The sequence below is a fragment of the Mammaliicoccus lentus genome (assembly GCF_002902755.1).
Classification (GTDB): domain Bacteria; phylum Bacillota; class Bacilli; order Staphylococcales; family Staphylococcaceae; genus Mammaliicoccus; species Mammaliicoccus lentus.
The window spans coordinates 37,261-60,155 of record NZ_PPRS01000066.1 but is presented as its reverse complement, the minus strand read 5'-3'; the positions used below and the strand labels follow the sequence as shown (position 1 = coordinate 60,155).

20 protein-coding genes, 9 tRNA genes, 1 pseudogene and 1 riboswitch are annotated in these 22,895 nt (G+C 31.7%); of the genes and pseudogenes, 4 read left to right on the top strand and 26 right to left on the bottom strand.

Translation table 11 applies throughout. The features are described from left to right. Nucleotides 1-7: 7 nt before the first annotated feature. The 3 genes from CD135_RS12175 to metK form a co-directional block, all read right to left on the bottom strand. On the bottom strand, nucleotides 8-1,390 hold the full coding sequence (locus CD135_RS12175; protein ID WP_103269548.1) for an NAD-dependent succinate-semialdehyde dehydrogenase: 1,383 nt from the start codon (nucleotides 1,388-1,390) through the stop codon (nucleotides 8-10). 68 nt (nucleotides 1,391-1,458) lie between these two features. Beyond that, a complete protein-coding gene (locus CD135_RS12170; RefSeq protein WP_103269547.1) occupies nucleotides 1,459-2,370 on the bottom strand; it encodes a nuclease-related domain-containing protein in 912 nt (303 codons plus the stop codon). Nucleotides 2,371-2,635: 265 nt separating this feature from the next. Continuing rightward, on the bottom strand, nucleotides 2,636-3,832 hold the full coding sequence (gene metK, locus CD135_RS12165) for a methionine adenosyltransferase (protein ID WP_064205308.1): 1,197 nt from the start codon (nucleotides 3,830-3,832) through the stop codon (nucleotides 2,636-2,638). Between the two features lie 105 nt (nucleotides 3,833-3,937). Beyond that, nucleotides 3,938-4,050, bottom strand: a riboswitch (SAM riboswitch). Between the two features lie 182 nt (nucleotides 4,051-4,232). On the opposite strand from metK, the gene pckA reads away from it, so the two are divergent. Then, nucleotides 4,233-5,834, top strand: a complete 1,602-nt coding sequence (gene pckA, locus CD135_RS12160; RefSeq protein ID WP_103269546.1) for a phosphoenolpyruvate carboxykinase (ATP) — start codon at nucleotides 4,233-4,235, stop codon at nucleotides 5,832-5,834. Between the two features lie 34 nt (nucleotides 5,835-5,868). On the opposite strand, the gene CD135_RS12155 is transcribed toward pckA, so the two are convergent. After that, a complete protein-coding gene (locus CD135_RS12155) occupies nucleotides 5,869-6,645 on the bottom strand; it encodes an alpha/beta hydrolase family protein (protein ID WP_103269545.1) in 777 nt (258 codons plus the stop codon). Then, nucleotides 6,629-7,093, bottom strand: a complete 465-nt coding sequence (gene ytkD / locus CD135_RS12150; RefSeq protein ID WP_103269544.1) for an RNA deprotection pyrophosphohydrolase — start codon at nucleotides 7,091-7,093, stop codon at nucleotides 6,629-6,631. The genes CD135_RS12155 and ytkD overlap by 17 nt, the downstream gene beginning before the upstream one ends. A 66-nt stretch (nucleotides 7,094-7,159) precedes the next feature. On the opposite strand from ytkD, the gene CD135_RS12145 reads away from it, so the two are divergent. Together CD135_RS12145 and yidD are read left to right on the top strand one after the other, a co-directional pair. Further along, a complete protein-coding gene (locus CD135_RS12145) occupies nucleotides 7,160-7,945 on the top strand; it encodes a hypothetical protein (RefSeq protein WP_103269543.1) in 786 nt (261 codons plus the stop codon). A gap of 10 nt (nucleotides 7,946-7,955) precedes the next feature. Beyond that, nucleotides 7,956-8,186, top strand: coding sequence for a membrane protein insertion efficiency factor YidD (yidD, locus tag CD135_RS12140; RefSeq protein WP_064205391.1), 231 nt, complete (start codon nucleotides 7,956-7,958; stop codon nucleotides 8,184-8,186). 61 nt (nucleotides 8,187-8,247) lie between these two features. Here the strand turns inward: yidD and menC are convergent, their stop codons facing one another. The 21 genes and pseudogenes from menC to hemE form a co-directional block, all read right to left on the bottom strand. After that, nucleotides 8,248-9,261 carry an o-succinylbenzoate synthase gene (menC, locus tag CD135_RS12135; RefSeq protein ID WP_103269542.1) on the bottom strand — a complete coding sequence of 338 codons (1,014 nt, stop codon included), beginning with the start codon at nucleotides 9,259-9,261 and terminating at the stop codon, nucleotides 8,248-8,250. Beyond that, nucleotides 9,248-10,651: an o-succinylbenzoate--CoA ligase gene (gene menE, locus CD135_RS12130; protein ID WP_103269541.1), complete on the bottom strand. Its 1,404-nt coding sequence runs from the start codon at nucleotides 10,649-10,651 to the stop codon at nucleotides 9,248-9,250. Before menE ends, menC begins: the two co-directional genes overlap by 14 nt. Before the next feature lie 201 nt (nucleotides 10,652-10,852). Further along, the gene (locus CD135_RS12125; protein WP_064205394.1) at nucleotides 10,853-12,019 is read right to left on the bottom strand and encodes an MFS transporter; all 1,167 of its coding nucleotides are present in this window, start codon (nucleotides 12,017-12,019) and stop codon (nucleotides 10,853-10,855) included. Between the two features lie 138 nt (nucleotides 12,020-12,157). Further along, nucleotides 12,158-13,000, bottom strand: a complete 843-nt coding sequence (locus CD135_RS12120) for a DegV family protein (RefSeq protein WP_017001057.1) — start codon at nucleotides 12,998-13,000, stop codon at nucleotides 12,158-12,160. Nucleotides 13,001-14,061: 1,061 nt separating this feature from the next. Further along, nucleotides 14,062-14,976, bottom strand: coding sequence for an ABC transporter substrate-binding protein (locus CD135_RS12115; RefSeq protein ID WP_082892529.1), 915 nt, complete (start codon nucleotides 14,974-14,976; stop codon nucleotides 14,062-14,064). A 171-nt stretch (nucleotides 14,977-15,147) separates the two neighbouring features. After that, nucleotides 15,148-15,555 carry a VOC family protein gene (locus tag CD135_RS12110; RefSeq protein ID WP_103269540.1) on the bottom strand — a complete coding sequence of 136 codons (408 nt, stop codon included), beginning with the start codon at nucleotides 15,553-15,555 and terminating at the stop codon, nucleotides 15,148-15,150. Continuing rightward, the gene (locus CD135_RS12105; protein ID WP_064211352.1) at nucleotides 15,552-16,040 is read right to left on the bottom strand and encodes a MarR family winged helix-turn-helix transcriptional regulator; all 489 of its coding nucleotides are present in this window, start codon (nucleotides 16,038-16,040) and stop codon (nucleotides 15,552-15,554) included. Before CD135_RS12105 ends, CD135_RS12110 begins: the two co-directional genes overlap by 4 nt. A gap of 262 nt (nucleotides 16,041-16,302) precedes the next feature. Further along, nucleotides 16,303-16,512: pseudogene (locus CD135_RS13355) on the bottom strand (hypothetical protein); the annotation flags it as partial. A gap of 56 nt (nucleotides 16,513-16,568) precedes the next feature. Continuing rightward, entirely contained in the window at nucleotides 16,569-17,045 is a 477-nt protein-coding gene (locus CD135_RS12095) for a trypsin-like serine peptidase (protein ID WP_103269539.1), read from the bottom strand. 503 nt (nucleotides 17,046-17,548) lie between these two features. Then, nucleotides 17,549-17,637: transfer RNA gene (locus tag CD135_RS12090), tRNA-Ser, on the bottom strand. Nucleotides 17,638-17,677: 40 nt separating this feature from the next. Next, a tRNA-Glu gene (locus CD135_RS12085) sits at nucleotides 17,678-17,749 on the bottom strand. Between the two features lie 3 nt (nucleotides 17,750-17,752). Then, nucleotides 17,753-17,827, bottom strand: a tRNA-Asn gene (locus CD135_RS12080). Nucleotides 17,828-17,834: 7 nt separating this feature from the next. Beyond that, nucleotides 17,835-17,908 (bottom strand) — tRNA-Gly (locus tag CD135_RS12075). 16 nt (nucleotides 17,909-17,924) lie between these two features. Beyond that, nucleotides 17,925-18,000 (bottom strand) — tRNA-His (locus CD135_RS12070). An 18-nt stretch (nucleotides 18,001-18,018) separates the two neighbouring features. After that, nucleotides 18,019-18,091: transfer RNA gene (locus CD135_RS12065), tRNA-Phe, on the bottom strand. Between the two features lie 11 nt (nucleotides 18,092-18,102). Continuing rightward, nucleotides 18,103-18,178 (bottom strand) — tRNA-Asp (locus tag CD135_RS12060). An 18-nt stretch (nucleotides 18,179-18,196) separates the two neighbouring features. Further along, nucleotides 18,197-18,270 (bottom strand) — tRNA-Met (locus CD135_RS12055). 87 nt (nucleotides 18,271-18,357) lie between these two features. Further along, nucleotides 18,358-18,432 (bottom strand) — tRNA-Glu (locus CD135_RS12050). 231 nt (nucleotides 18,433-18,663) lie between these two features. Then, nucleotides 18,664-20,058: a protoporphyrinogen oxidase gene (gene hemY, locus CD135_RS12045; RefSeq protein WP_103269538.1), complete on the bottom strand. Its 1,395-nt coding sequence runs from the start codon at nucleotides 20,056-20,058 to the stop codon at nucleotides 18,664-18,666. Between the two features lie 32 nt (nucleotides 20,059-20,090). Next, nucleotides 20,091-21,011: a ferrochelatase gene (gene hemH, locus CD135_RS12040; RefSeq protein WP_017001051.1), complete on the bottom strand. Its 921-nt coding sequence runs from the start codon at nucleotides 21,009-21,011 to the stop codon at nucleotides 20,091-20,093. Between the two features lie 42 nt (nucleotides 21,012-21,053). Then, entirely contained in the window at nucleotides 21,054-22,103 is a 1,050-nt protein-coding gene (hemE, locus tag CD135_RS12035) for a uroporphyrinogen decarboxylase (protein WP_103269537.1), read from the bottom strand. A gap of 164 nt (nucleotides 22,104-22,267) precedes the next feature. Between hemE and CD135_RS12030 the strand changes: the two genes are divergently transcribed. Further along, nucleotides 22,268-22,774: an antibiotic biosynthesis monooxygenase family protein gene (locus CD135_RS12030; protein ID WP_103269536.1), complete on the top strand. Its 507-nt coding sequence runs from the start codon at nucleotides 22,268-22,270 to the stop codon at nucleotides 22,772-22,774. The last annotated feature ends 121 nt before the right edge of the window (nucleotides 22,775-22,895 follow it).

Here is a 22,895-nt window from a genome sequence, read left to right as displayed (position 1 = left end):
TTTATCTTTATAATAGTATTGAAGCTACTTTTGTTTCTAGATATGGCTCAATACCTTCTGAACCGCCTTCTCGGCCAAAACCACTTTCTTTCATACCACCGAACGGGATATGTGTAGCACTTGGACCTCCATCATTCCAACCAATCACACCATAATTTAAGTTTTCATATAATTCTATGCCAGTTGCATAATTTTCTGTAAAGAAATATGCTGCTAAACCAAATGGTGTATCATTCGCCTTCTTGATTACTTCTTCTAATGAGCTATATGTTTGAATTGGTATAACTGGTCCAAATGTTTCTTCAAACATAATTTTCATATCATCAGTAACTTCAGATAGAATAGTTGGCTCTACAAAATAACCACCATCTTTATAACTATCTCCTCCAGTTACTACACGGGCACCTTTACTAGTTGCATCATCAATATGTGATTTTATTTTCTCAAATCCATCACTATTGATTACAGGACCAATGTCAGTAGATTCATTTTGCCCGTTACCTACTTTCAATTTGTTCACTTCAGATTTTAATGAAGATTCAAATTTATCTTTAATAGATTCATGTACATATATTCTATTAGCACATACGCAAGTTTGACCAGCATTTCTAAACTTAGATGCTATTGTACCTTGTACGGCTTTTTCTATATCAGCATCTTCATGAACAATTAAAGGTGCGTGCCCTCCTAATTCTAACGTAACTTTTTTAAGAGTTGAACTAGATTGCTCCATTAATTGTTTACCTACTGGTGTAGAACCAGTGTAAGTGATTTTAGAAATTAATTCATGGCTTGTAAAGATTTTACCAACGTCTTTACCTGAACCATTAACGTATTGTATAACATCTTTATCAAAACCAGCTTCATGAGCTAAATCTACAAATTTCATTGTTGTTAATGGTGTATCTTGTGCAGGTTTACAAATAAATGTACATCCTGCTGCTAGAGCTGGCGCTGCTTTTCTTGTCATCATTGCTGCTGGGAAATTCCATGGTGTAATACTTGCGACAACACCCACCGGTGCTCTAGTAACGATTAATCTTTTATTATCTACATGCTCTGGTATTGCTCTGCCATAAGTTCTTTTAGCTTCTTCAGCAAACCATAAAATGTAATCTGTAGCATACTTTACTTCACCTTTTGATTCTTTTAATGGTTTACCACTTTCTTTAGTCATAATTAACGCAATTTCTTCTTCTTGTTCTAAAATGAGCTCACGCCATTTATATAGAAGTGCACTTCTTTCGTGAGCTGTTGTTTTTTTAAATTTTTGAAAAGCATGATGAGCATTTTCAATCATTTCGTTAATCTCTTCTTCACTATTATTGTTCAAAGTTTCAATAATTTCTTCCGTAGCAGGATTTCTAACATCAAATTGTTTCTCACTCATTTTCACAACCACCTTTTCATATTATTTATAAAAAAAGAAAACGCTACTATTATTGTAGCGTTTTCTGCTTAAGGATTAAACTTTTCTAACTCGTCCATTATTCTTTCTAGATCTTCAACACTGTATTGGAATCTTCCATGGAATACAAATTTATTGAAGAAATGTTGTAATTGTTGTTCACCAACAAGCACTTTAATATTTGGATCTTGTGAGTAATTACTAATTGTGGCTTCATCCACTTCATCAGGATGGAAATAGATGATTGGTGTTGGCGTATATTTAAGTTCGAGTTGTCTTTGTAATTCTTCAGATGTTTCGTCCACTTCTTTAACTTTATCAGTATAATCATGAAATGCAGCTGATTTTTTACTAGCTTGTTTTTCAAGGAGTAAAGTTTGTTCTTTTTTAGGATTTAAATCCAATGTTTCAAACACTTGCCCAAGTACAGGGAACTCACTAAATTGCTGTTCAGTTATACCATGATATATATGGCCGTTTACCAAATTAGAGTCAATAACATAAATACCAGTTCTCGTTAAAACAATATGATCGATTTGATGTACCTTACCTAAAGGATCTTTAGGTAAAAAGATATTTGCCATTATATGCATATCTTCAGGTCTTATTCTTCGTTCATTAACAAGTTGATCACGGAGATCTAATAAATGTCTATCAGTTATATATTCTCCTTCATTTTTTGAAAATATTTTTAATGAGTCAATTTCTCTTTCTTTTTGAGAAATTTCAACTTGATACTCTTCTTTTTGTTTAGATAGAACCTTTTTGTTTTCTACTCGTTCATGGTCCAATTTTTCTTTGTGTTCAGATTTAAGTGACTCATTTTGCTTCTTATGTTGTTCCTGAACTTTCGCCAAAGAATTCTTTCTTTGTTTTAATGAAACAAAGAACAATATGATAAATATTATCGCAATAACGACAGCTGCGATTAATCCATAATGAATCGGTTCTAATTGACTCATATTTGCTGATCGCTCCCTTTCTTATGTATTACATCTATTATAGTAAATATTATAAATAAATTCAGTATATATCTTCAATATTCTTCTCTAATTTAAGTATTATTTTTTGATTTTTTAAATACATCGTACATTTCTATAGTTAATAAACACTTTATTAGTAAATTAAAATTCTCAGATATCTAAGAATATATATAAAAAGAATCTCACCACTAGATCATATAACTAATGATGAGACTCTTTTTTGATACTGATTTTACTTTTAGGTTTATTTATTTACTAAATCTTTTAATAATTCTACTTTATCTAATTGTTCCCATGGTAATTCTACATCAGTTCTACCAAAATGACCGTATGCTGCAGTCTTTTTATATATTGGTTGTCTTAAGTTTAGCATTTGAATAATACCCGCTGGTCTTAAATCAAATAATTCTCTTATTTTTTCTACTAGTACATTTTCTTCAACTTTACCAGTACCAGCAGTGTCAACTGCAATTGAAACAGGTTGTGCTACTCCAATTGCGTAAGCAAGTTGAACTTCACATTTATCAGCTAGGCCGCTAGCTACGATATTTTTAGCTACATAACGAGCCGCATAAGCACCAGATCTATCAACTTTAGTTGGGTCTTTACCACTGAAGCAACCTCCACCGTGTCTAGCATAACCACCATATGTATCAACGATGATTTTTCTACCTGTTAAACCTGCGTCTCCTTGTGGCCCACCAATAACAAATCTTCCAGTAGGATTAATAAAGAATTTTGTTTGATCATCTAATAATTCCTTAGGAACGATTGGATATATAACATGATCTTTAATATCTTGTTGAATTTTTTCTAATTCTATTTTTTCATGATGTTGTGAAGAAACAACAATAGTATCTACTCTTAAAGGTTTATCATTTTCGTCGTATTCTATTGTTACTTGTGTCTTTCCATCTGGACGTAAATATTCTAAAGTGCCATCTTTACGTACATCAGTTAATCTTTTTGACAACTGATGAGCTAGATATACTGGTAACGGCATATATGTTTCAGTTTCATTTGTAGCATAACCAAACATTAAGCCTTGGTCTCCAGCACCGATAGACTCAATTTCACTATCTGTTAAATCATCTCTATCTTCTAAAGCACAATCAACACCTTGAGCAATATCAGGTGATTGTTCATCGATAGCTGTTAGTATTGCCATTGTTTGGAAATCATAACCATACTTCGCTCTAGTATACCCTATATCTTTTACAGTCTCTCTTACTACTTTCGGAATATCTACGTATGTTGAAGTTGATATTTCTCCTGAAATTAAAGCCATACCTGTAGTTACAGTTGTTTCACAAGCGACTCTCGCTTTTGGATCACCTTTTAGTAATTCATCTAAAATTGCATCAGATATTTGGTCGGCAATTTTATCAGGATGTCCTTCTGTTACTGATTCGGATGTGAAGAGTCTTCTGTTTTTTGACATAAAAAATCTCCTTTAGATTATGTTGTACGGTCTCTTCCTCAGTGCAAATAAAAAGTGCCTTCTCTCTATAAAACAATAGAGAGAAGGCACACTCGTGTCCATTCGCTCTTATCGTTCAGACAATATTGGTCTGCAAACGGTTTGGCACCTTCCTTTCATTTAGAAAGAGGTTGCTGGGTTTCATTGGGTCCATGTCCCTCCACCACTCAGGATAAGAGAATCCGTCAGAAATGATAATACTAAAGTTTTAGAATTATGTCAATGAAACACGAAATAAATATTTTGTCATAAACTTTTAACAATAAATTCGTTTATTAGTATAGACTATTTATCTCAATGTGTTATACTAATTCCATGAAAATGCTTACAAAATAATTTTTAGACATGGGGGTAGTCATTTATGGCAATACAGTCAATTACAGAATCAATCGAATTAACTAATCTTCTTAGCAAAGAAACAACTTTAAAACAACTTTCTAGATCTGAGTTGTACAAACACATTTTAGAATCAGGTGAAGGTGTGTTAACTGAATCCGGAGCTATTAGAATGGAAACTGGTAAATACACAGGTCGCTCACCTAAAGACAAATTTATTGTTAAAGAAGAGGACACGGAACAAGATATAGATTGGGGTTCTATAAACCAGCCTATTTCTGAACACAGTTTTTTAAATTTATATGATCAAGTTATTGACTATTTAAACCAAAAATCACAACTTTATGTCTTCAACGGATATGCGGGTGCCGATGAATCTACTCGTTTAGATTTACGTGTTATAAACGAACTACCTTGGCATAATTTATTTGCACAAAATATGTTTATCCGCCCTGAAACAAAAGAAGAGGCTTTAAATATCAATCCTAATTTCACAATAATAAGTGCCCCTGGTTTCAAAGCAGACCCTGAAAAAGATGGAACAAACTCTGAAACATTTATTATTACTTCTTTTAAACATCGTGTAATTATAATTGGCGGAACAGAATATGCTGGAGAAATGAAAAAAGGTATTTTTTCAGTTATGAATTACCTTCTTCCTAAAAAAGGTATCATGAGCATGCACTGTTCTGCAAATGTTGGATACAATAATGACGTTGCTTTATTCTTTGGTCTATCTGGAACAGGAAAAACAACTTTATCAGCTGATCCAAACAGAAAATTAATTGGTGATGATGAACATGGTTGGAACGAAAATGGCGTATTTAATATTGAAGGTGGCTGTTATGCTAAAACTGTAAGTTTAAGCCAAGAAAAAGAACCTCAAATATATGATGCTATTCGTTACGGTACAGTCTTAGAGAATGTTGGTGTGCAAAAAGATGGTACGGTTGATTATGACGACACAACATTAACTGAAAACACACGAGCTGCATATCCAATTGACTTCATTGATAATATCGTACAACCGTCAATTGCAGGTCATCCAAATACTATTATTTTCTTAACAGCTGACGCATTTGGTGTGTTACCACCTATTTCAAAACTTGATAAATCTCAAGCTATGTATCATTTCTTAAGTGGTTTCACTTCTAAATTAGCTGGTACAGAAAGAGGCGTAACGAGCCCTCAACCAGTGTTTTCAACATGCTTCGGTTCACCGTTCTTACCATTACATGCAACAGAATATGCTGAGTTACTCGGTAAATTAATTGATGAACATGGCGTAGACGTTTACTTAGTAAATACAGGATGGACTGGCGGAGAATATGGTGTTGGTTCTAGAATGGAATTAAAATATACTCGTTCTATGATAAGACGTGCAATAAGCGGAGAAATTAAAAACTCCGAATTTATTCAAGATGAAATATTCGGTTTTAATATTCCTAAACATGTAGCTGGCGTACCTTCAGAAATTTTATATCCTCGTAATACTTGGGTATCTCAAGAAGCGTATGATGAAAAAGCTAAACAACTTGCAAAGGACTTTAAAGAGAATTTCTCTAAATTCGGTGAAGCCTCTGAACACATTCAAGAAGAAGGCGGATTTAATTATAATCGAATTTAATCTTATATTAGAACAAAAAACTGAGCCCATTTATTTATGGCTCAGTTTTTTGTTCACATAAATTCATCCAATTTTGTAGTTCGATTAAAGTTTCTTTTTCTGTTTGAGGTCTAAAAACGTGACCTTCCCCTTGTTTATAAATCGTTTTGTGAAAGACGGTTTCTTTTATTAAATGTTGTTCTAAGTGGTAAGCCATTTCTATTCCTACTTGAGCATCCTCATCTCCATGAATAATTAATATAGGCGGGCTGTCTTCATGAATCATTTTAAGGGCATCACGCCTTTCATAAGCTTCCGGTTGCTTCTTGGGGTGACCTACCATACGACGCAGCATTCCTCTCAAATCAACACGTTCTTTATACATCATAAGCATATCTGTTACCCCGCCCCATATAATATAACTAGATGCTTTTACTTTTTGATACGTAAGCAGACCTTGTATTCCACCTCTTGAAAAACCTATCATATGAATAGGTGCTTCTGGATATTTTGATTTTAAAATATTAATGCCGGTAATAACATCATTTAAATCATCACCACAAAACTCATCTCTTCCTTCGCTACCGTTACTTCCTCGATAATATGGTGCAAAAACAAGTGTATTTGGATTTTTAAATTGAGCCATTCTACCTGGTCGAACTCTACCTACTTGACCCTTACCACCTCTTAAATAAACAACAATGCGTTTCACTTTGGCATGGGGAGTCATGAGCAAGCCTCTCACTTTTAAGTCATCTACTGAATAAGTAACTTCTTCAGTGCAATGATTGTTAAAAAATATAGGCATTCTTTTTCTATTTAAGAAATCCAAGTTCATACACCCTTTCTAAACATGTTAATATTGCTTTATCTTTAAGTAAAAAACTTTTATCTTCTTCGTTGACTTCATTTATATTATCTACAATTATAGGACCATACGTCTCTAAATAATCATTTTTTTCGAATATTTCTTCAACATTAACAATATATACATCTTTATCAAATGGAATTTTATCATGGACGATATATGAGGCAATAAACATGGCACACTTAGCTTTAGCGCCCGTTTCTTCGTATAATTCTCGAATAACTGCTTCTTTATTCTTTTCATTTTTTTCAACTTTTCCACCAGGTAACTCTATACCTCTTATTTTATGGTGTGTTAGAACAATTTGATTGTTATATATAGGTATCGCTAATACATGCTTTGCATGTTGGGCTTCTATTTGTTCTTTAAATTGTAGATCAACAAACAATCCATTTGGATCTTTATAACGCATGATACACGACCTCTTTCATTGATTATGATAAACTGTATATATATTTTATTAGAAAGGTAGAAACTATTGAAAAAGTTAATTTTTACAACCCTTGTTATGACAATTACTCTTATTCTAGCAAGTTGTAGTCAACAAGGTCAAAATAATTATAAAGATAGCTCAGATGCTATTGAATCTTTCCAGAAAAACATTAAGAAAATTGATACTCATTCAATTCATTCTAAAAATGTAACGACGGTTGATTATCAAGATAAAAAGGTAAAATTGAATCAAGAATCGCACGGTCGTACTAATCACCACGATAAGCTAGCTTTCAATATCGAACAAGAAAGTAATAGTAAAGCATTTAAAACGATGAACAAAAGTATATATGTTGACTCAAACAAACTCAAATCTTCACCTAAATCTAATTACTTAAATTATCATACACAAAATGCAGAAGTTGATTATTATCAAAAACTTGGTCAAGATTGGTTTGATTTAACAACATTTAACCAAAGTTTACTAAAACCTATTGAAGATGATATCAATTTAGAAGATAGAACATTGTCTTACGAAGGTACAGGTAAAGTTATGAAATACTTATATGATTTTGGTTATAGCCAATCACCTTTAATTGACCAAAATTCATTAAGTAATATAAGTGATTTAAAAATTAAAAAAGGTAACTTTAAATTATCATTCCAAAAGAATAAAAGCTTGCCTAAACAGCTTACATTTGACATAGAAGCTACTGGAAAAATTAAAAATGAGAATATTAAAATCCACATGAAACAAACGACAGATTTCTATAAATTTAACAGCACAGATGTGAAGCCATATAAAAATTTAACAAACAATCAATATAAATAGGAGCTTAGCAATGAAAAAATTATTTATTAAGCTAATTCGATTATATCAAAGATATATTTCGCCTCTTACGCCTCCAACATGTCGCTTTCATCCGACATGTTCTAATTACGCTATAGAAGCAATTTCCGAATACGGCGTTCTCAAAGGAACTTGGTTGGCTATTAAAAGAATACTAAAGTGCCATCCATTTCACCCAGGCGGTTTTGATCCAGTACCACCTAAAAAAGACCATAAACATTAATATTTATATATTATAAGTCCAGTTAGCTGCTGTAAAAATACTAATTAAGTCTGAGACCTTTCTACATCTCAGACTTAATTTTTTTTAATTTATTATATATAACAACAGGCGGTGAATATAACAAGCTTTGATTTATTAACTTTGAAGATGTATAGACAAAGTCATCTTCAAAATAATAATCACTTGGCGTTATATCACTTGGTAAATCACTATATTGTGCCAAATATGCTGTGAAATAACTACTTAAACCAAATTCATACATACCACCTATAACGACTTTCAATTGATTTTCTTTACAATATTGTATAATTTCTAAAGCTTTGTCTATTCCACCTACTCTTGATGGTTTAATAACAACACCATCAATTACGTTTGATTCTCGAAACTTTTGTATCATTTCTAAACTTGTAGCAGACTCATCAATAAAAACAGGTATTTCTAATTTATTAGTTACTTCTTTGTATTGTTTAAGTTCTTTAAATGGTTGTTCTATATAAATAAAATTTTCATCATAAAAACTATTTAGCACTTTTATAATATCTGTATTTAAAACACCATTCGCATCGATTGCTCTTTTAACTTCAGGATAATTCATCTTCAAATATTTCATATCCTCTTTTATATTATCATTCCATTTTACTTTGATGCGCGATGGCAATCGACCGTTGTAGCTTTTAAAATATTCTTGAAGGTTCCCACTAATTGTTGCACCATAATCTACTTCTATCTCTTGTAACTTATGAAATTTTTGAAAGAATATCATAGACATGACGCTTCTTGCATTGGGATAGTCGTTTAAAGACTCTAATGACAAACTAGCTTTATCATAACTATCAAGTTGGTTGTATTTATTATTTTCATACCATATGGTTAAAATATTTTGAACAGATTGTATCGTCTCGTAATGGTACCAATTAGTAGAAAAAGCATTACATTCACCGTAAAAAGTATTTCCTTCATAATCTTTCCATTCAACTACTAATACTTCCCTACTATCAAGTTCAATTAAAGGTGTTTTAATGGGAATCTTAAATTCAGCAGTAAACGTATAAAAGTTCATTTCATTTCCTAACATAATCTACCCACGCCTTTACTTTATGTCTAGATAACTTGCCCGTCGAAGTTCTTGGAATTTCTTTAATTTTATAAAAATGTTTAGGATGTTTATACTTGGCTAAATGATTATTTAACAAGTTGATCAATTCCACATCTTTAATTTGTTTAGATGATTCATATACAAGTGCAGGAACTTGCCCCCATTTTTCATCTTCTACCGGAACGGCTACACAATTAATGATGTCTATATGGTTTAACACAACATGTTCAATTTCAAATGGATATATATTTTCGCCACCACTTATGATTAAATCTTTTCTCCGATCATAAATAAAAATAAATCCTTCGTCATTAATAGAACCAATATCCCCCGTTTTAAAATATCCATTTATAAAATCTTCTTCAGGATTATTAGATGTTAAATAACCATTCATTACATTTTCACCCAATACAGCTACTTCCCCGTGGCCTTGATCATTACTATTTATAATTTTCAACTTAACATTTGAAGGTACTTTTCCTACAGTTTCTGGTTCCTCTTTCAACATATCAGGACTTGCTGTAACGAATTGAGAACACGTTTCTGTCATACCAAATGAATTATATATAGGTAACAATCTACTTAAAGACTCTTTAATAAGTGAAGGAGATAATTTTGCCCCTCCTAATAATATTTTTTCTAAATTGTATGGTTGGTCTAAATTTGATTCCATTAACCATTGCAAAGTTTGAGGTACGAGTGATATATGAGTTATATTATTGTTTTTTATAAGATTCATTACACGATTTGTCTCAAATTTCGGTTCAATGATTATCGTAAAACCAAAGATTAAACTTCTAATCAATACACTTAGGCCTGATATATGATAAATAGGTAACACTGAAAGCCACCGAGTTGATTCACCAAAACCTAAGCTTTCTTTACAACCAAGTGCACTATAATAATGATTGTTAAATGTTTGAGGAACAGCTTTAGCAGGTCCTGTTGTGCCAGAAGTGAACATAATTGTGGCAATTTTATTTATATTAAATGGCTTAATTTCATATACTTCGTTTCGCCCTTCAATATCATTTATATTGATTACTTTTTGATTTATTTTTAAATCTTGATAACTTAAAATTGTTTGAACATCTATGCAGTTTAATTGGTTTTCAATTTCTTTAGCAGTTAATTTCGTATTGATCATAACAAGCTCAACATTTTCCAACCATGCACCTATAATAAGTGCAGCATGATGGATATCATTTTTAATATATAAAGCTAATCTTTCAAGATTTAACTCATTCAAAAATTGCGCATATTTTTTTGCATCTTTTAATAATTCTTTATAAGTTAAAATGTTTTCTCCTTGCTGAATCGCTATTTTATGAGGTGTTTTAATTACACGTTCCTCAATCCAATGTCTCATTTGTTATTTGACCTCCTTACAACAATATATATTATACCTATAAATTAGTGGTAACACATAAAAAAAGCTTAAATATGTATGGATAAAAACATGAATGTTGCATGACAAGCCCCACGTGCAACATAGTATCTCTGTCAACTACTGCCAATACAAAAAGAAAGTCTGGGACAATTATTTATGTCCTAGACTCCCAATAAAAAATTATGCAGTTTTTAAAGCTCTTTTTTTAGATAATGCTTGCTCTAATATTAAGAATATTAAACCAATAATTGTTAGGAACGGCGCAACTAATGCTAAATTTTCTGTTCCTAATTGGCTCACAACTACACCACCAATAGCTGCACCTAATGCATTCCCGATATTAAACGCTGATTGGTTTAACGTACTTGCTAGCATCGGAGCATCTTGAGAGACAATTGTACTCTTAAATTGTAATGACGGACTCATACTAAATCCAATCAAACCAAATACAAATATTCCTACTACCATTAGCACGCTATAGTTTTGAATGTAATACATTAAGAATATATAGATAGGAAATATAACGAATATAATTTGTAAGGCTTTGTTTAAGTTCCAATCTGCCAATCTTCCACCAATAATATTACCTAATGTAACCCCTACACCAAAGATAATTAAAACAAATGATATCCAACGTTCTTCAATATTAGAAACATTAATCAATATTTGTGAAATGTAAGTGAAGTAAGCAAATACACTACTAAATCCAAATAGTGTCACACCTAAAGTTAGCCATAATTTTAAATCTTTTAACACATTCAATTCATTCTTAATCGAAATTGGTTGTGTTTCTTCTTGATTTGGAACATATTTGATAATCCCTATAAGTGTAAATAAGCCTAAAACACTTATAACAACAAATGTCATTTTCCAGCCTAATAATTGACCAATAAATGTCCCGAATGGTACACCGATAATATTACTTAATGTTAATCCCATAAACATTAAAGCCATAGCACTTGCTCTTTTATGAGGTGCTACCATATTTGCTGCGAATAATGATCCTATTCCAAAGAATGACCCATGAGCTAAAGCAGCTATAACCCTACTAATCATAAGTGAACCATAGTTAGGGGCGAAACTACCAATACCATTACCTATTATAAATATAGCCATTAATAAAATAAGCAAGTTCTTTCTAGGTAATTTATAAGTTGCTAGTACGATAATTGGTCCACCAATTGCTACACTCAGAGCATACCCTGTAATAAGTTGACCCGCATCAGATACAGAAACATTTAAGTCTCTCGCAATGTTTGGTAAAAGTCCCATAATTACAAACTCTGTCATACCAATTGCAAAAGCTCCTAAACTTAATATCCAAATCGCTAAAGGATATTTTTTCATTTATAGTCACTCCTTAATCATATTATTTTAATCAGATTTATCTATGATAGTACTTTTACAAAATTAAAACAAGAGTATATTTAATATTTCTCAAAATAAAAAAGTTGAGAAAATATTCTCAACTTTTAAAATATTTATTTACTTGTTTGTGTTAATCCATCCAATTGCTATTGTTTCATATCCCGTGTGTACACTTGCCACTGGTACAAGAGGTTCAACTGATACTTGAATATTTCTATTCAATGTAAGAATACGCTCTTTCCAAATATGTGCTTCTTTTTCATTACCAGCATGCAATACACCAATTCTTTCAACACCTTTAGCGATTGCTTCATCAATATGACGCACTAAATAAGCTTCTATCTTCTTCATACCTCGAGACTTAACTTCTAAATCGATTTTCCCATGTTCAAGTTTCAATAAAAGTTTAATATTCAATAAACTACTTAATAAATATTTACTATTTGTTACGCGACCACTATTTTTTAACTGCTGTAAATTTCTAGGCAATAAATATAGTTCACTTGAGTCTTTATAAGATTCTAATTGATTAACAATTTCATCAAATGAACACCCGTCTTCAGCAAGTTTTCTACCCTGTTCTAATAAATCTTTCTGTGGAAAACTTCCCGTGCCGCTATCGATTACATGTATTTCCATCGGGAATGTCTGTGCAGTAGATAACGAAGAATTATAAGTACCAGATAAAGCGCTAGAAGGATGTATTGCTATAACATGCGTATAACCTTCTTCTTGAATATGTTGGTATGTTTCAATAAAATCTTGTGGCGTTGGTTGAGCAGTTTTTGCACCATTCCCATTTTCTTTTAACATTTCAAAAAATACATTTGAACTTTCAAATTCCGTATCTTTATATGGTTTTCCATCGATAATTGTTGATAAAGAAACAACAAACACATCTTTGCTATCAACATTATCATCAATATAAGTTGTAGTATCTATTAACCAAGCTAATTTCATACTTCCTCCAAAAAAACGCATCACTATCACGCTGTTTATTTAAGTTAATGGTATATCCCACTATCTCATCTTCATTTTTACCACAAAACCTATAAATTAACAATTAAAAATGTATGCCATAAATTTTTATGATTATACAATAAAATACATTTTATAATATCAATATATCTTTTATAATTATATTAATCGAATAACACCTATTTTTACAATTTCATTAAAAATTATTAATTATATTAATATATAAAGAGAGAGGTGCATAATTCTTTTTTAAAGATTTCATAGTCCCACCTCGACAAGGATGACTAGAATTATAAAAAGCTTTGTATAAGCACATTTTCAATCCGGTCAGCTACTGCCAATATAACAAACGAGCCTTAGTCATAAATGTCCTAAAAAACCTAAAATACTATTATTAGTTGGATTAATGACGGGGTAAATCCAATAAGAGTGTGTGTAGTTGTATTAATGAAGCAGAAAATCCAATAAAGGTGTGGGTACTTGGATTATTGTAGGAGTAAATCCAATAAAAACGTGTGTAGTTGGATTAATGAGGTAGAAAATCCAATAAAAGTATGGTTAATTGGATTATTGTCATCGTTAATCCAATAAGAATATGTGTACTTGGATTATTGTTGGAGTAAATCCAATAAAGTATGTGTACTTGGATTATTGTAGGAGTAAATCCAATAAAAGTATGTGTAGTTGGATTAATGAAGCAGAAAGTCCAATAAAGGTGTGTGTACTTGGATTACTGTAGGAGTAAATCCAATAAGAGTATGGTTAATTGGATTAATGAGGTACTAAATCTAATAAGGAGCCACTACTTGGATTTATATAACGCTTAATCCAACAACAATATCAACTCTTGCTTTTTGATCAATCCAAAAAAAGAGCTAAGGTTTTATGTCCATAGCTCTTTTTCTTATATTTATTTCTATTAAGTCAAGCCTGCACGAACAAAATGGAAGATTATATAAAAATAACATCTCATTTCTAACTGAATAAACAGTGAAATGAGATGTTATTTTGAGTTAGGATTTATGTCCCAGACTTTTTATTCATTATTTATTTAAAAGTTCTTTCTTAAAGAAATCAGATTGTTTTTCTAAAGAAATAGGATCTGAATACAAGAATTCATTAATTGAGTAATAAATGACATGGTCATTTTTAATTGCGTCAGTATTTTTCCAAACGTTACTCTTAGTAAATGCATTATTAGGAGCTTTGCCATCTTGAGTCGGCACTAATAGGTAATCGCCAGTGTACTTTTGGAAATCTTCTTGTGAAACTTCCATGTATCTTTCCTTAGGAATATCTTTCTTAGCATCTGAATCTTGTTTCAAGCCATAACCATTATATATGACATCACTACCTCTACCAAATCCAGGGCCGAACAAATACATAAGTTTAGGTTGGATATCCATAATCGTATAAGTATTATCTTCCCCTAGTTTCTCTTTAACTTCCTTACCATCATCTTTCATTTTCTTATCTAAATCTTTAATCTGTTGTTTTGCATCATCTTCTTTACCAACTAACTTGCCAATATCTTCATGCATATCTTTATAAGTTAAATCCTTAACTCTAAACGATACAGTTGGTGCTATTTTTTTCAATTTATTTATATTTTTATTCTCAGCATATGCAATAATTAAATCAGGCTTCAATTTAGCAACAGCTTCAGGATCTTCAGGATCTACCTTTTTAATATCATCTTGTTTTAAGAACTTTGAATCAGGATATACATTAGTAATTGCTATAGGTTCAACACCTAATTTTTTAAAATTACCATAACTAGCAGTTAAATCTACAATTCTTTTAGGTTTATTAGGAACCTTAATTTTATTACCATCTTGGTCAGTATATGTAACTTCCTTACTATCACTACTATCTTTGGAATCTTTACTATCATTATTGCCACACGCAGCTAACAAGAATACTAAACATGCCATAAATAAAAATAAATATCTTTTCAATTTTTACACTCCTTTATTGAGAATCTTTATCAATTATACTATTAATTTAGAATTCTACAATATAAAATTGTAAAAAAGATATATTATTCATATTTTGATTAACTAAATAATTTATAAAAGTAAAAAAAGAAACCCTAATGTACAGGGTTTTAAATATTAAAATAAAGTATATTATTTATCTTTGTTTGAATAATCATCAAAATATGGATGTACTACTGTTTTTGTTTTTTCTTCTGCTTGAGTGTATATTTCAATTGTAAATTCTCCTGGTGACTTAAAGTAAAATGTATATGAACCATGTGCTAAAGCTGGTTCCCACACTTCAAAACCGTCTTCTTTGAGTGTCTCATATATTCTGTCTACACTTTCTTCATCTTCCTGTGGAAAGCCTATATGGAACGTATCTGGATAACTTGCATTTTCATCTTTTATTAAATTGAATAATAAACCATCATCGTCATTTAATGCTGCAAACATATTTCCAGCGGAAGCAATACATTTTAAACCAAAATATTTTTCTAAAAATTCCTTTGTCGTCACAACATCTTTAACTGCTATATTTATATGATTAAGTTTCATTTTTTTACCTCTTTCTCTTCTTTTGAATTCTGAATTTGAGTTTCTAATAACTCTGTAAATCCCCCTAAAAAACTTTTAATTGTTTCTAATTCTTGTTCATTATAGTTAGAGCTTAATCCTAGCAAATTCTTATTTAAATCTGAAAAAACCTCTTGAACTTCAACTTTTTGTTCATATTGTGGAACGATAATAACTTTACGGCGATCTTCAGGATGCCTTTCTCTTCTCACGTAGCCTACTTTTTCTAATCTATCTACTAATGAAGTAACACTTCCAGTTGTTAATCCTACTTTATTAGCCAACTCGCCTGCTGTGATAGGCCCAGTCTCTCGTAATAAATCTATCGAAGTAAAGTCATGACTGTAAACTTTCAATAATTCAGAAACACGTTGTTGATATAATACAATGCGTGTTCCTAAACCTCTCACCAGAGAAACTAATTCTTCATCAGAATTAGTTATTTCATCTTTATTATTTTCTTTCAAAAGTGCACCTCCTTTTATCTTGATAATCAAGATACTTTGTTGTCTAACTAACTTAACACGTGTGATTTTATATTGCAATGATTTCTGTTTACACACCACTTTCTAAAATTATTTAAAAAGTAAAAAAGACCTTACCTAGCGTTAACTAAGTAAGATCTTTAAGTATGAAATATCTTAAAAGATAGTTATCAATGAATATTGAATATCCCCTAAAATGTATTAACTATAGTAATTTTAGTTCAGTATATAACAATATGTTGCATTAATTCATATTTGCTTTAATCCAATTATATATTTCATCGTTTATCGATATGTATGTAATTTTTCCTTCTCTTGGCCCACTTAAAACACCTAATGTGTGTCCATCTTTATTAAGCAGCGGACCTCCTGATTGTCCAGGATAAGTTTCTAAATCCGTCTCAACGAAGTATTTTGAAGACCCTATTATTTTACCTACATCTCCCCATTGACTTACACCTTCTTCTTCTTCTTTAAAGCCTGGATATCCTACAGAAGAAACTTGTGTGCCTACTTTTTATTTGAATCTTTCGTCTCCATAGACACTGGAGGAACAACATCACCTATATGTTGATTATTTTTATTAGGTTTTACCTTTATTAACGCAATATCATAACTCCAGCGAGTATTTTGATCTAACCAACCTTCATGTATGATGATGTCTTTTGATTCAAATACACCATACGGTTTTTCATCTTTATTTTGACCAGGCGTTATTTTTACTTTAGTAGCCTTGCCAGCGATGTCATGTTTATAGAGACAATGAGACGCTGTTAAAACTGTATCTTTAGAAATAACAGTCCCTGTACAACCCGTATGCTTAACTTTCTCTATCTCCCCATTATAGTTTCCAAAATCTATATTTAATTTTGTTACAGATTGATTGACTGGTGATACTAAATTAAGTTCTGCTTTTGCTTGTCCAGACATAAAGCCTGAAGCAAGTAGCATTGTAATTATAGTGCTCAAAAATAATGTTTTTTTCATTTTTTCTCCTTCTCTCTCTTTTGATGTATAATTTTTGATATGCAAACATTATTATATACTGAATTTTATCATACTAAATTTTCAATAAATATTCCATATATTTCAAGTTAAAATTCTAATAAATTTTAAAATATACAAAAAACACCACAATGTTACCTTATTAACATTGCAGTGTCTTAAAAATATTGTAAATATATAGTTTATAGAAAAGAACTCCATTAACTTTTTTTAATAAAGTATAAAAAACGTAATAAAACAGTTCATATTATTAAATAAATCTATTCCAGTTAAATTCATCAGTAAAAAATTAAGAGGTTCTAATATTTCAATCCCCTCGATATTCACTATCGTTTATTTCATGAACAAAAAAAGAGCAAGGTCAACGTGTCAGAGAATTATTCTCTTGACACTTTTTTGACACTTGCTCTTTATAAATTTCCTTCAAATAATGAAGAAAGCTAGTAATATCAACGTCTTGGAGTTGTTGATAATTAAGGTACAAACGGAGAGTGAGGGATTCGAACCCTCGAGACGCTTGTGACGCCTACACACTTTCCAGGCGTGCTCCTTCGGCCAACTCGGACAACTCTCCACATAAAAAAATCAGAAGCGATATTTCACCTCTGATTATATGACCCCTACGGGACTCGAACCCGTGTTACCGCCGTGAAAGGGCGGTGTCTTAACCGCTTGACCAAGGGGCCTTATGGCTCCACAGGTAGGATTCGAACCTACGACCGATCGGTTAACAGCCGATAGCTCTACCACTGAGCTACTGTGGAATAATAATGGAGCGGGTGATCGGAATCGAACCGACATCATCAGCTTGGAAGGCTGAGGTTTTACCACTAAACTACACCCGCGTAGTAAAAATTTATATGGGGCGACTGATGGGAATCGAACCCACGAATGTCGGAACCACAATCCGATGCGTTAACCACTTCGCCACAATCGCCATACTTGTAAAAAAGTATGGCTCAGGACGGAATCGAACCGCCGACACAAGGATTTTCAGTCCTTTGCTCTACCGACTGAGCTACTGAGCCAAATTTATAAATGGCGGTCCCGACGGGAATCGAACCCGCGATCTCCTGCGTGACAGGCAGGCATGTTAACCGCTACACCACGGGACCATCATTGAAAAAAAGTAATTGCGGGAGGCGGATTTGAACCACCGACCTTCGGGTTATGAGCCCGACGAGCTACCGAACTGCTCCATCCCGCTTTAATATTAAATAAATCGGCTACCCTTTTAATATAACACAATTATTAATACTATGTCAAGAAAATATTAAAATTATTTTGTTTAAAATGGTGACCCCTACGGGACTCGAACCCGTGTTACCGCCGTGAAAGGGCGGTGTCTTAACCGCTTGACCAAGGGGCCTCTCCATGAGAACTACTTTATTATATATAGAAATATAGAAAAGGTCAATGCTATTTCTTTACTTTCTTTAATAAAAAACAAGTACTTTTAACATCTTCGATACAATTTTCACTAAAGGGAAAAATAGACTTGATTTTTAAAGATTTTTTAAAGATTTTTTAAAGATAAAGCTAAAAATTATAATGTGAATTACATAAAAATATAGCCTTATCTTTAAATATAAATCCTTAATTAATTTAAATAATTTATCATTTTATCACTTGCATTTTTCGCCATTTGAACACAATCTGGTAAACCTACCGCATCAAATGATGCTCCTGTAAGAATTAAATTGTTATAATTATCTTCAATATGTTTTTGAATATGACGAATACGATCAATATGCCCTACTTCATATTGCGGCATACTATTAGGTAATTTCGTTACAATGAAGAATTCAGGTTCACCTTTAATCGTCATAATTTTATTTAAATCATTTAGTGCTACTTGTTTAAGTTGTTCTTCATCTTTATGATGAATAATATTTGACCCAGGCTTACCTACATAACCTCTTAGTAATACTTTGCCTTCAGGCGTCGTATGTGGCCATTTTTTATTAGTCCATGTGCACGCAGTTATAGCAGTATCGCTCGTTCTAGCTATTACAAAACCAGTGCCATCTTTATCATTAAGTACTTGTTCTTTATCAAAAGCCATCACAACTGTAGCAACACTTGTAGAAGGCATATAATTGAAATAATCTAATTCTATATCATCTTGGAACCACTTCACAAAATGTTGGTGTGGCGTTGTTACAATGACACCATCATAATGATGATTTTTACCATTAACTGTGACAACTGTTTTTTTGCCTTTTTGTTTAACATTTTGAACTTCTGAATTTAAATTTATTTTTACATTTCTATCTTCAAGGTTATCTTTTAATGTATTAACGAAAGATTCCAAACCATGTTTGAATTGTTTGAACTGCCCTTTAGGTTTTACAGTAACATTTTGATTCGCTTTATTTTTTGCTTTTTGTGCAATCATACCTTTGATGAGACTACCTTCTTGTTCTTCTTGCTCTTTAAAATGTGGGAAAGTAGTTTTCAAACTTAATTTATCAATGTCTGCACCGTAAATTCCAGACATTAACGGTTCAATTAAATTTTCAAGTACTTCATTTCCTAGTCGGTGTCTAAAAAAGTGACCTATTGATATATCAGTATGCATTGGTTTAACTGGCAAGAAATAATCTAACCCAGCTCTAGCTTTAGCGAGTGGAGATATTAATTGGGTTTTTAAAAATGGTTTTATTTCTGTAGGAATACCCATAATAGAACCACCTGGTATAGGATATAGCTTGTTATGACTGTATATATAAGATTGACCTGTTTTGTTTGTTACTAAATCATCAGCAATCCCTATTTCTTCTGCTAGTTCTGTCATAATAGTTTTTCTACCGAGATATGATTCTGGTCCTAATTCTATTGTATATCCATCTTTACGGTAAGTTTTAATTTTACCGCCAACTCTATCTGATTGTTCATAAACATCTATTTTTAAATCTGAATCTTCTTTTCTTAAATAATGGGCAGCAGATAACCCAGTTATCCCTGCCCCAATTATTGCAATTCGTTTTGACATATTTCACACTTCTTTCTTCTTCGAGAATCGAATTAGAATTTTTTATTTATTGCGGAAACCATAGCCTCAATGAATTTTGGATCGATATTCGGCATAGGCGGTCTATGATAATTTACGCCTAATTCATCACATACTACTTTACATTCATAGTCATTATCATATAAAACTTCTAAATGTTCACATACAAATCCTACTGGCGTATATATAAAGTGCTTATAACCTTTTTCATTATATAAATCACGTGTTAAATCTTGAACATCTGGTCCTAACCAAGGTTCACCTGTCTGTCCTTCAGATTGCCAACCTACTGAAACATGTTTAATATCTGATTCTTCAGCTAAAATACGAGCTGTTTCTTCTAGTTGATCTGGATAAGGATCATTAGCTTTTTTAATTTTTTCCGGTAAACTATGCGCTGAAACGATAAGTACAGTTTCATCATGACTTTCTTTAGGAATCATTTGTAACGTATCGTTAATCATTGTAGTCCAATATTCAATAAATGCTGGTTCATTATAAAATTGTTCAACATGATGTAGTTTAATACCATATTTATCCGCTTCTTCTTGAGCACGTTTATTATAGCTACCTACTGAGAAGTTTGAATAATGTGGAGCCAATACGATTGTAACAGCCTCATCAATTCCATCTTTATTCATTTGTTCAACTGCATCTTCAATGAAAGGATTGATATGTTTTAGGCCGATATAAAGTTGGAATTCTACATCTTTATAATTTTCATTTAAAGCTCCTTGTAAACTTTCAGCTTGCTTTTTAGTTGTACCCGCTAAAGGTGAAATACCACCAATTGCTTTGTAACGGCTTTTCAAATCTTCAATTTGTTCATCTGAAGGTTTGCGCCCACGTCTAATATGTGTGTAATAAGGCACGATATCACTTTCTTCATAAGGTGTACCGTATGCCATAACTAATAATCCTATTTTTTTACTCATTTTCCTTACTCCCTCTAATAAAATTAAAGCTATTTAATGTGATTACTGTTTTGATTTATATTCTGCTGAATAATCATGTACAAATTTTGCTACGCGTTGTAATGTAGATGGTTGAACTTCTGGAAATACACCATGACCTAAATTAAAGATATAGTTATCATTCATTAAGCCTTGATCTAATATTTGTTTTAATTTATCTTCTATTATTTCCCATGGAGCCATTAATACAGCTGGGTCTAAATTACCTTGTAGCGCTTTTGTTATACCTTTTGCTCTTGCTTCTTTAATTTGTAAACGCCAATCTAAACCAATTACATCTATAGGTAATTGATTCCACTCTTCAATTAAATGACTAGCTCCTACTCCAAATGTTGTAACCGGTACATTTTTCTCTTTAATTGCGCTGAAAATTTTATTCATAGATGGTCGAATAAAGTAATGATAGTCTTCAGCATTTAAAGCCCCTACCCATGAATCAAACACTTGAATCATCTTACAACCTGCATCTATTTGTGCATGTGTATAGCGTATAGACATATCTGCTAACATATCCATCAATTTAAACCATGCTTCAGGTTGCTGATACATAAACGCTTTTGTTTTATTATAATTTTTTGAAGGTCCACCTTCAATCATATAGCTCGCTAAAGTGAAAGGCGCACCTGTAAATCCTATTAAAGGAACATTTAATTGTTCTTGAGTTAATATCTTGATAGTGTCTAAGACATATTTAACATCTTCTTCAGGATTAATTTCTCCTAATTTGTTTATGTCTGAAATGTCCTTAATAGGATTATGAATAACTGGACCTATTCCAGCCTTGATTTCTACATCTACACCAATACCAGTTAATGGCGTCATTATATCCTTATATAAAATTGCTGCGTCCGTATTGTATTGATCAACAGGCAATTTTGTAACATAAGCACATAACTCAGGTTGATGTGTAATTTCAAATAAAGAATATTTTTCTTTAATCTTTCTATATTCAGGTTGAGATCTCCCTGCTTGTCTCATAAACCATACTGGTGTATGCGTTGTTTTTTCTCCTCTTGTTGCCTTTAAAATTGTATCGTTAAACGGTACACTCATTTATTTCACCTCATTATAATCATTACAATCTATTCTAACATATTCTGTTATAAACACATCATTGTGTGAAAAAAGTCATAAATTATACAAAACATTCAGATATATGTTTTATTTTACCGCTTACATGTTTATAATTTAATTAAAGAGATAGGGGGTAAAAAATTATGAACTTTTATATAACAACAGGAACATATCATTTTCTTCAAAACATAATGAAGAAGCATCCAAACGAAAATATTCATCATTATACTAGACAAGATACTACAGTTCTTATTCACGAAACAAATGGTGAATCTGTATTTGCACAACCAAGAGAATATAGTGTTATCGAATCTCGAGGTGAGTTTTATGACCATGAGTTCATAGCAGCAAGCTACATTCCTGTTTCAGAAGAAATGAGACATCGATTTGAAAATCATTATACTAATATCGATAGTGAGTTCGACAGATTTGAAGGTTTTGAATCCTTTAGATTATTACGTCCTAAAAAAGGTGATACTTACATGATTCTTTTAGGTTACGATTCTAATGAATCTTATGAAGACTTTACGAAGTCAGCATTTTTCGCTGAATATTTCTCAAGAGAAGCAACACGAAAATTCTCTGGTACAGAACAATATTCAACTGCTAACTATACGAAATATTGGTATAGACCTGAAGATGACGAATAAAAATAATAAGAGTCTGTGACATAATCAATGTCACAGACTCTTTTGTTATATTGGCGGTAACTGACTAGATTGAAAATGCAATTATATAAAACTTTTTTCAATCCTAGTCATTCTGTTCCGT

What these genes read in the sequence shown, in the direction of transcription:
- hemH (WP_017001051.1), bottom strand. Translation starts at nt 21,011, where the DNA reads ATGAGTAAAAAAATAGGATTATTAGTTATGGCATACGGTACACCTTAT.
- CD135_RS12095 (WP_103269539.1), bottom strand. Translation starts at nt 17,045, where the DNA reads ATGAAAAAAACATTATTTTTGAGCACTATAATTACAATGCTACTTGCT.
- CD135_RS12175 (WP_103269548.1), bottom strand. Translation starts at nt 1,390, where the DNA reads ATGAGTGAGAAACAATTTGATGTTAGAAATCCTGCTACGGAAGAAATT.
- yidD (WP_064205391.1), top strand. Translation starts at nt 7,956, where the DNA reads ATGAAAAAATTATTTATTAAGCTAATTCGATTATATCAAAGATATATT.
- menE (WP_103269541.1), bottom strand. Translation starts at nt 10,651, where the DNA reads ATGAGACATTGGATTGAGGAACGTGTAATTAAAACACCTCATAAAATA.
- CD135_RS12120 (WP_017001057.1), bottom strand. Translation starts at nt 13,000, where the DNA reads ATGAAATTAGCTTGGTTAATAGATACTACAACTTATATTGATGATAAT.
- CD135_RS12125 (WP_064205394.1), bottom strand. Translation starts at nt 12,019, where the DNA reads ATGAAAAAATATCCTTTAGCGATTTGGATATTAAGTTTAGGAGCTTTT.
- metK (WP_064205308.1), bottom strand. Translation starts at nt 3,832, where the DNA reads ATGTCAAAAAACAGAAGACTCTTCACATCCGAATCAGTAACAGAAGGA.
- menC (WP_103269542.1), bottom strand. Translation starts at nt 9,261, where the DNA reads ATGTTAGGAAATGAAATGAACTTTTATACGTTTACTGCTGAATTTAAG.
- pckA (WP_103269546.1), top strand. Translation starts at nt 4,233, where the DNA reads ATGGCAATACAGTCAATTACAGAATCAATCGAATTAACTAATCTTCTT.
- hemE (WP_103269537.1), bottom strand. Translation starts at nt 22,103, where the DNA reads ATGAGTGTACCGTTTAACGATACAATTTTAAAGGCAACAAGAGGAGAA.
- CD135_RS12110 (WP_103269540.1), bottom strand. Translation starts at nt 15,555, where the DNA reads ATGAAACTTAATCATATAAATATAGCAGTTAAAGATGTTGTGACGACA.
- CD135_RS12170 (WP_103269547.1), bottom strand. Translation starts at nt 2,370, where the DNA reads ATGAGTCAATTAGAACCGATTCATTATGGATTAATCGCAGCTGTCGTT.
- hemY (WP_103269538.1), bottom strand. Translation starts at nt 20,058, where the DNA reads ATGTCAAAACGAATTGCAATAATTGGGGCAGGGATAACTGGGTTATCT.
- ytkD (WP_103269544.1), bottom strand. Translation starts at nt 7,093, where the DNA reads ATGCGTTATAAAGATCCAAATGGATTGTTTGTTGATCTACAATTTAAA.
- CD135_RS12030 (WP_103269536.1), top strand. Translation starts at nt 22,268, where the DNA reads ATGAACTTTTATATAACAACAGGAACATATCATTTTCTTCAAAACATA.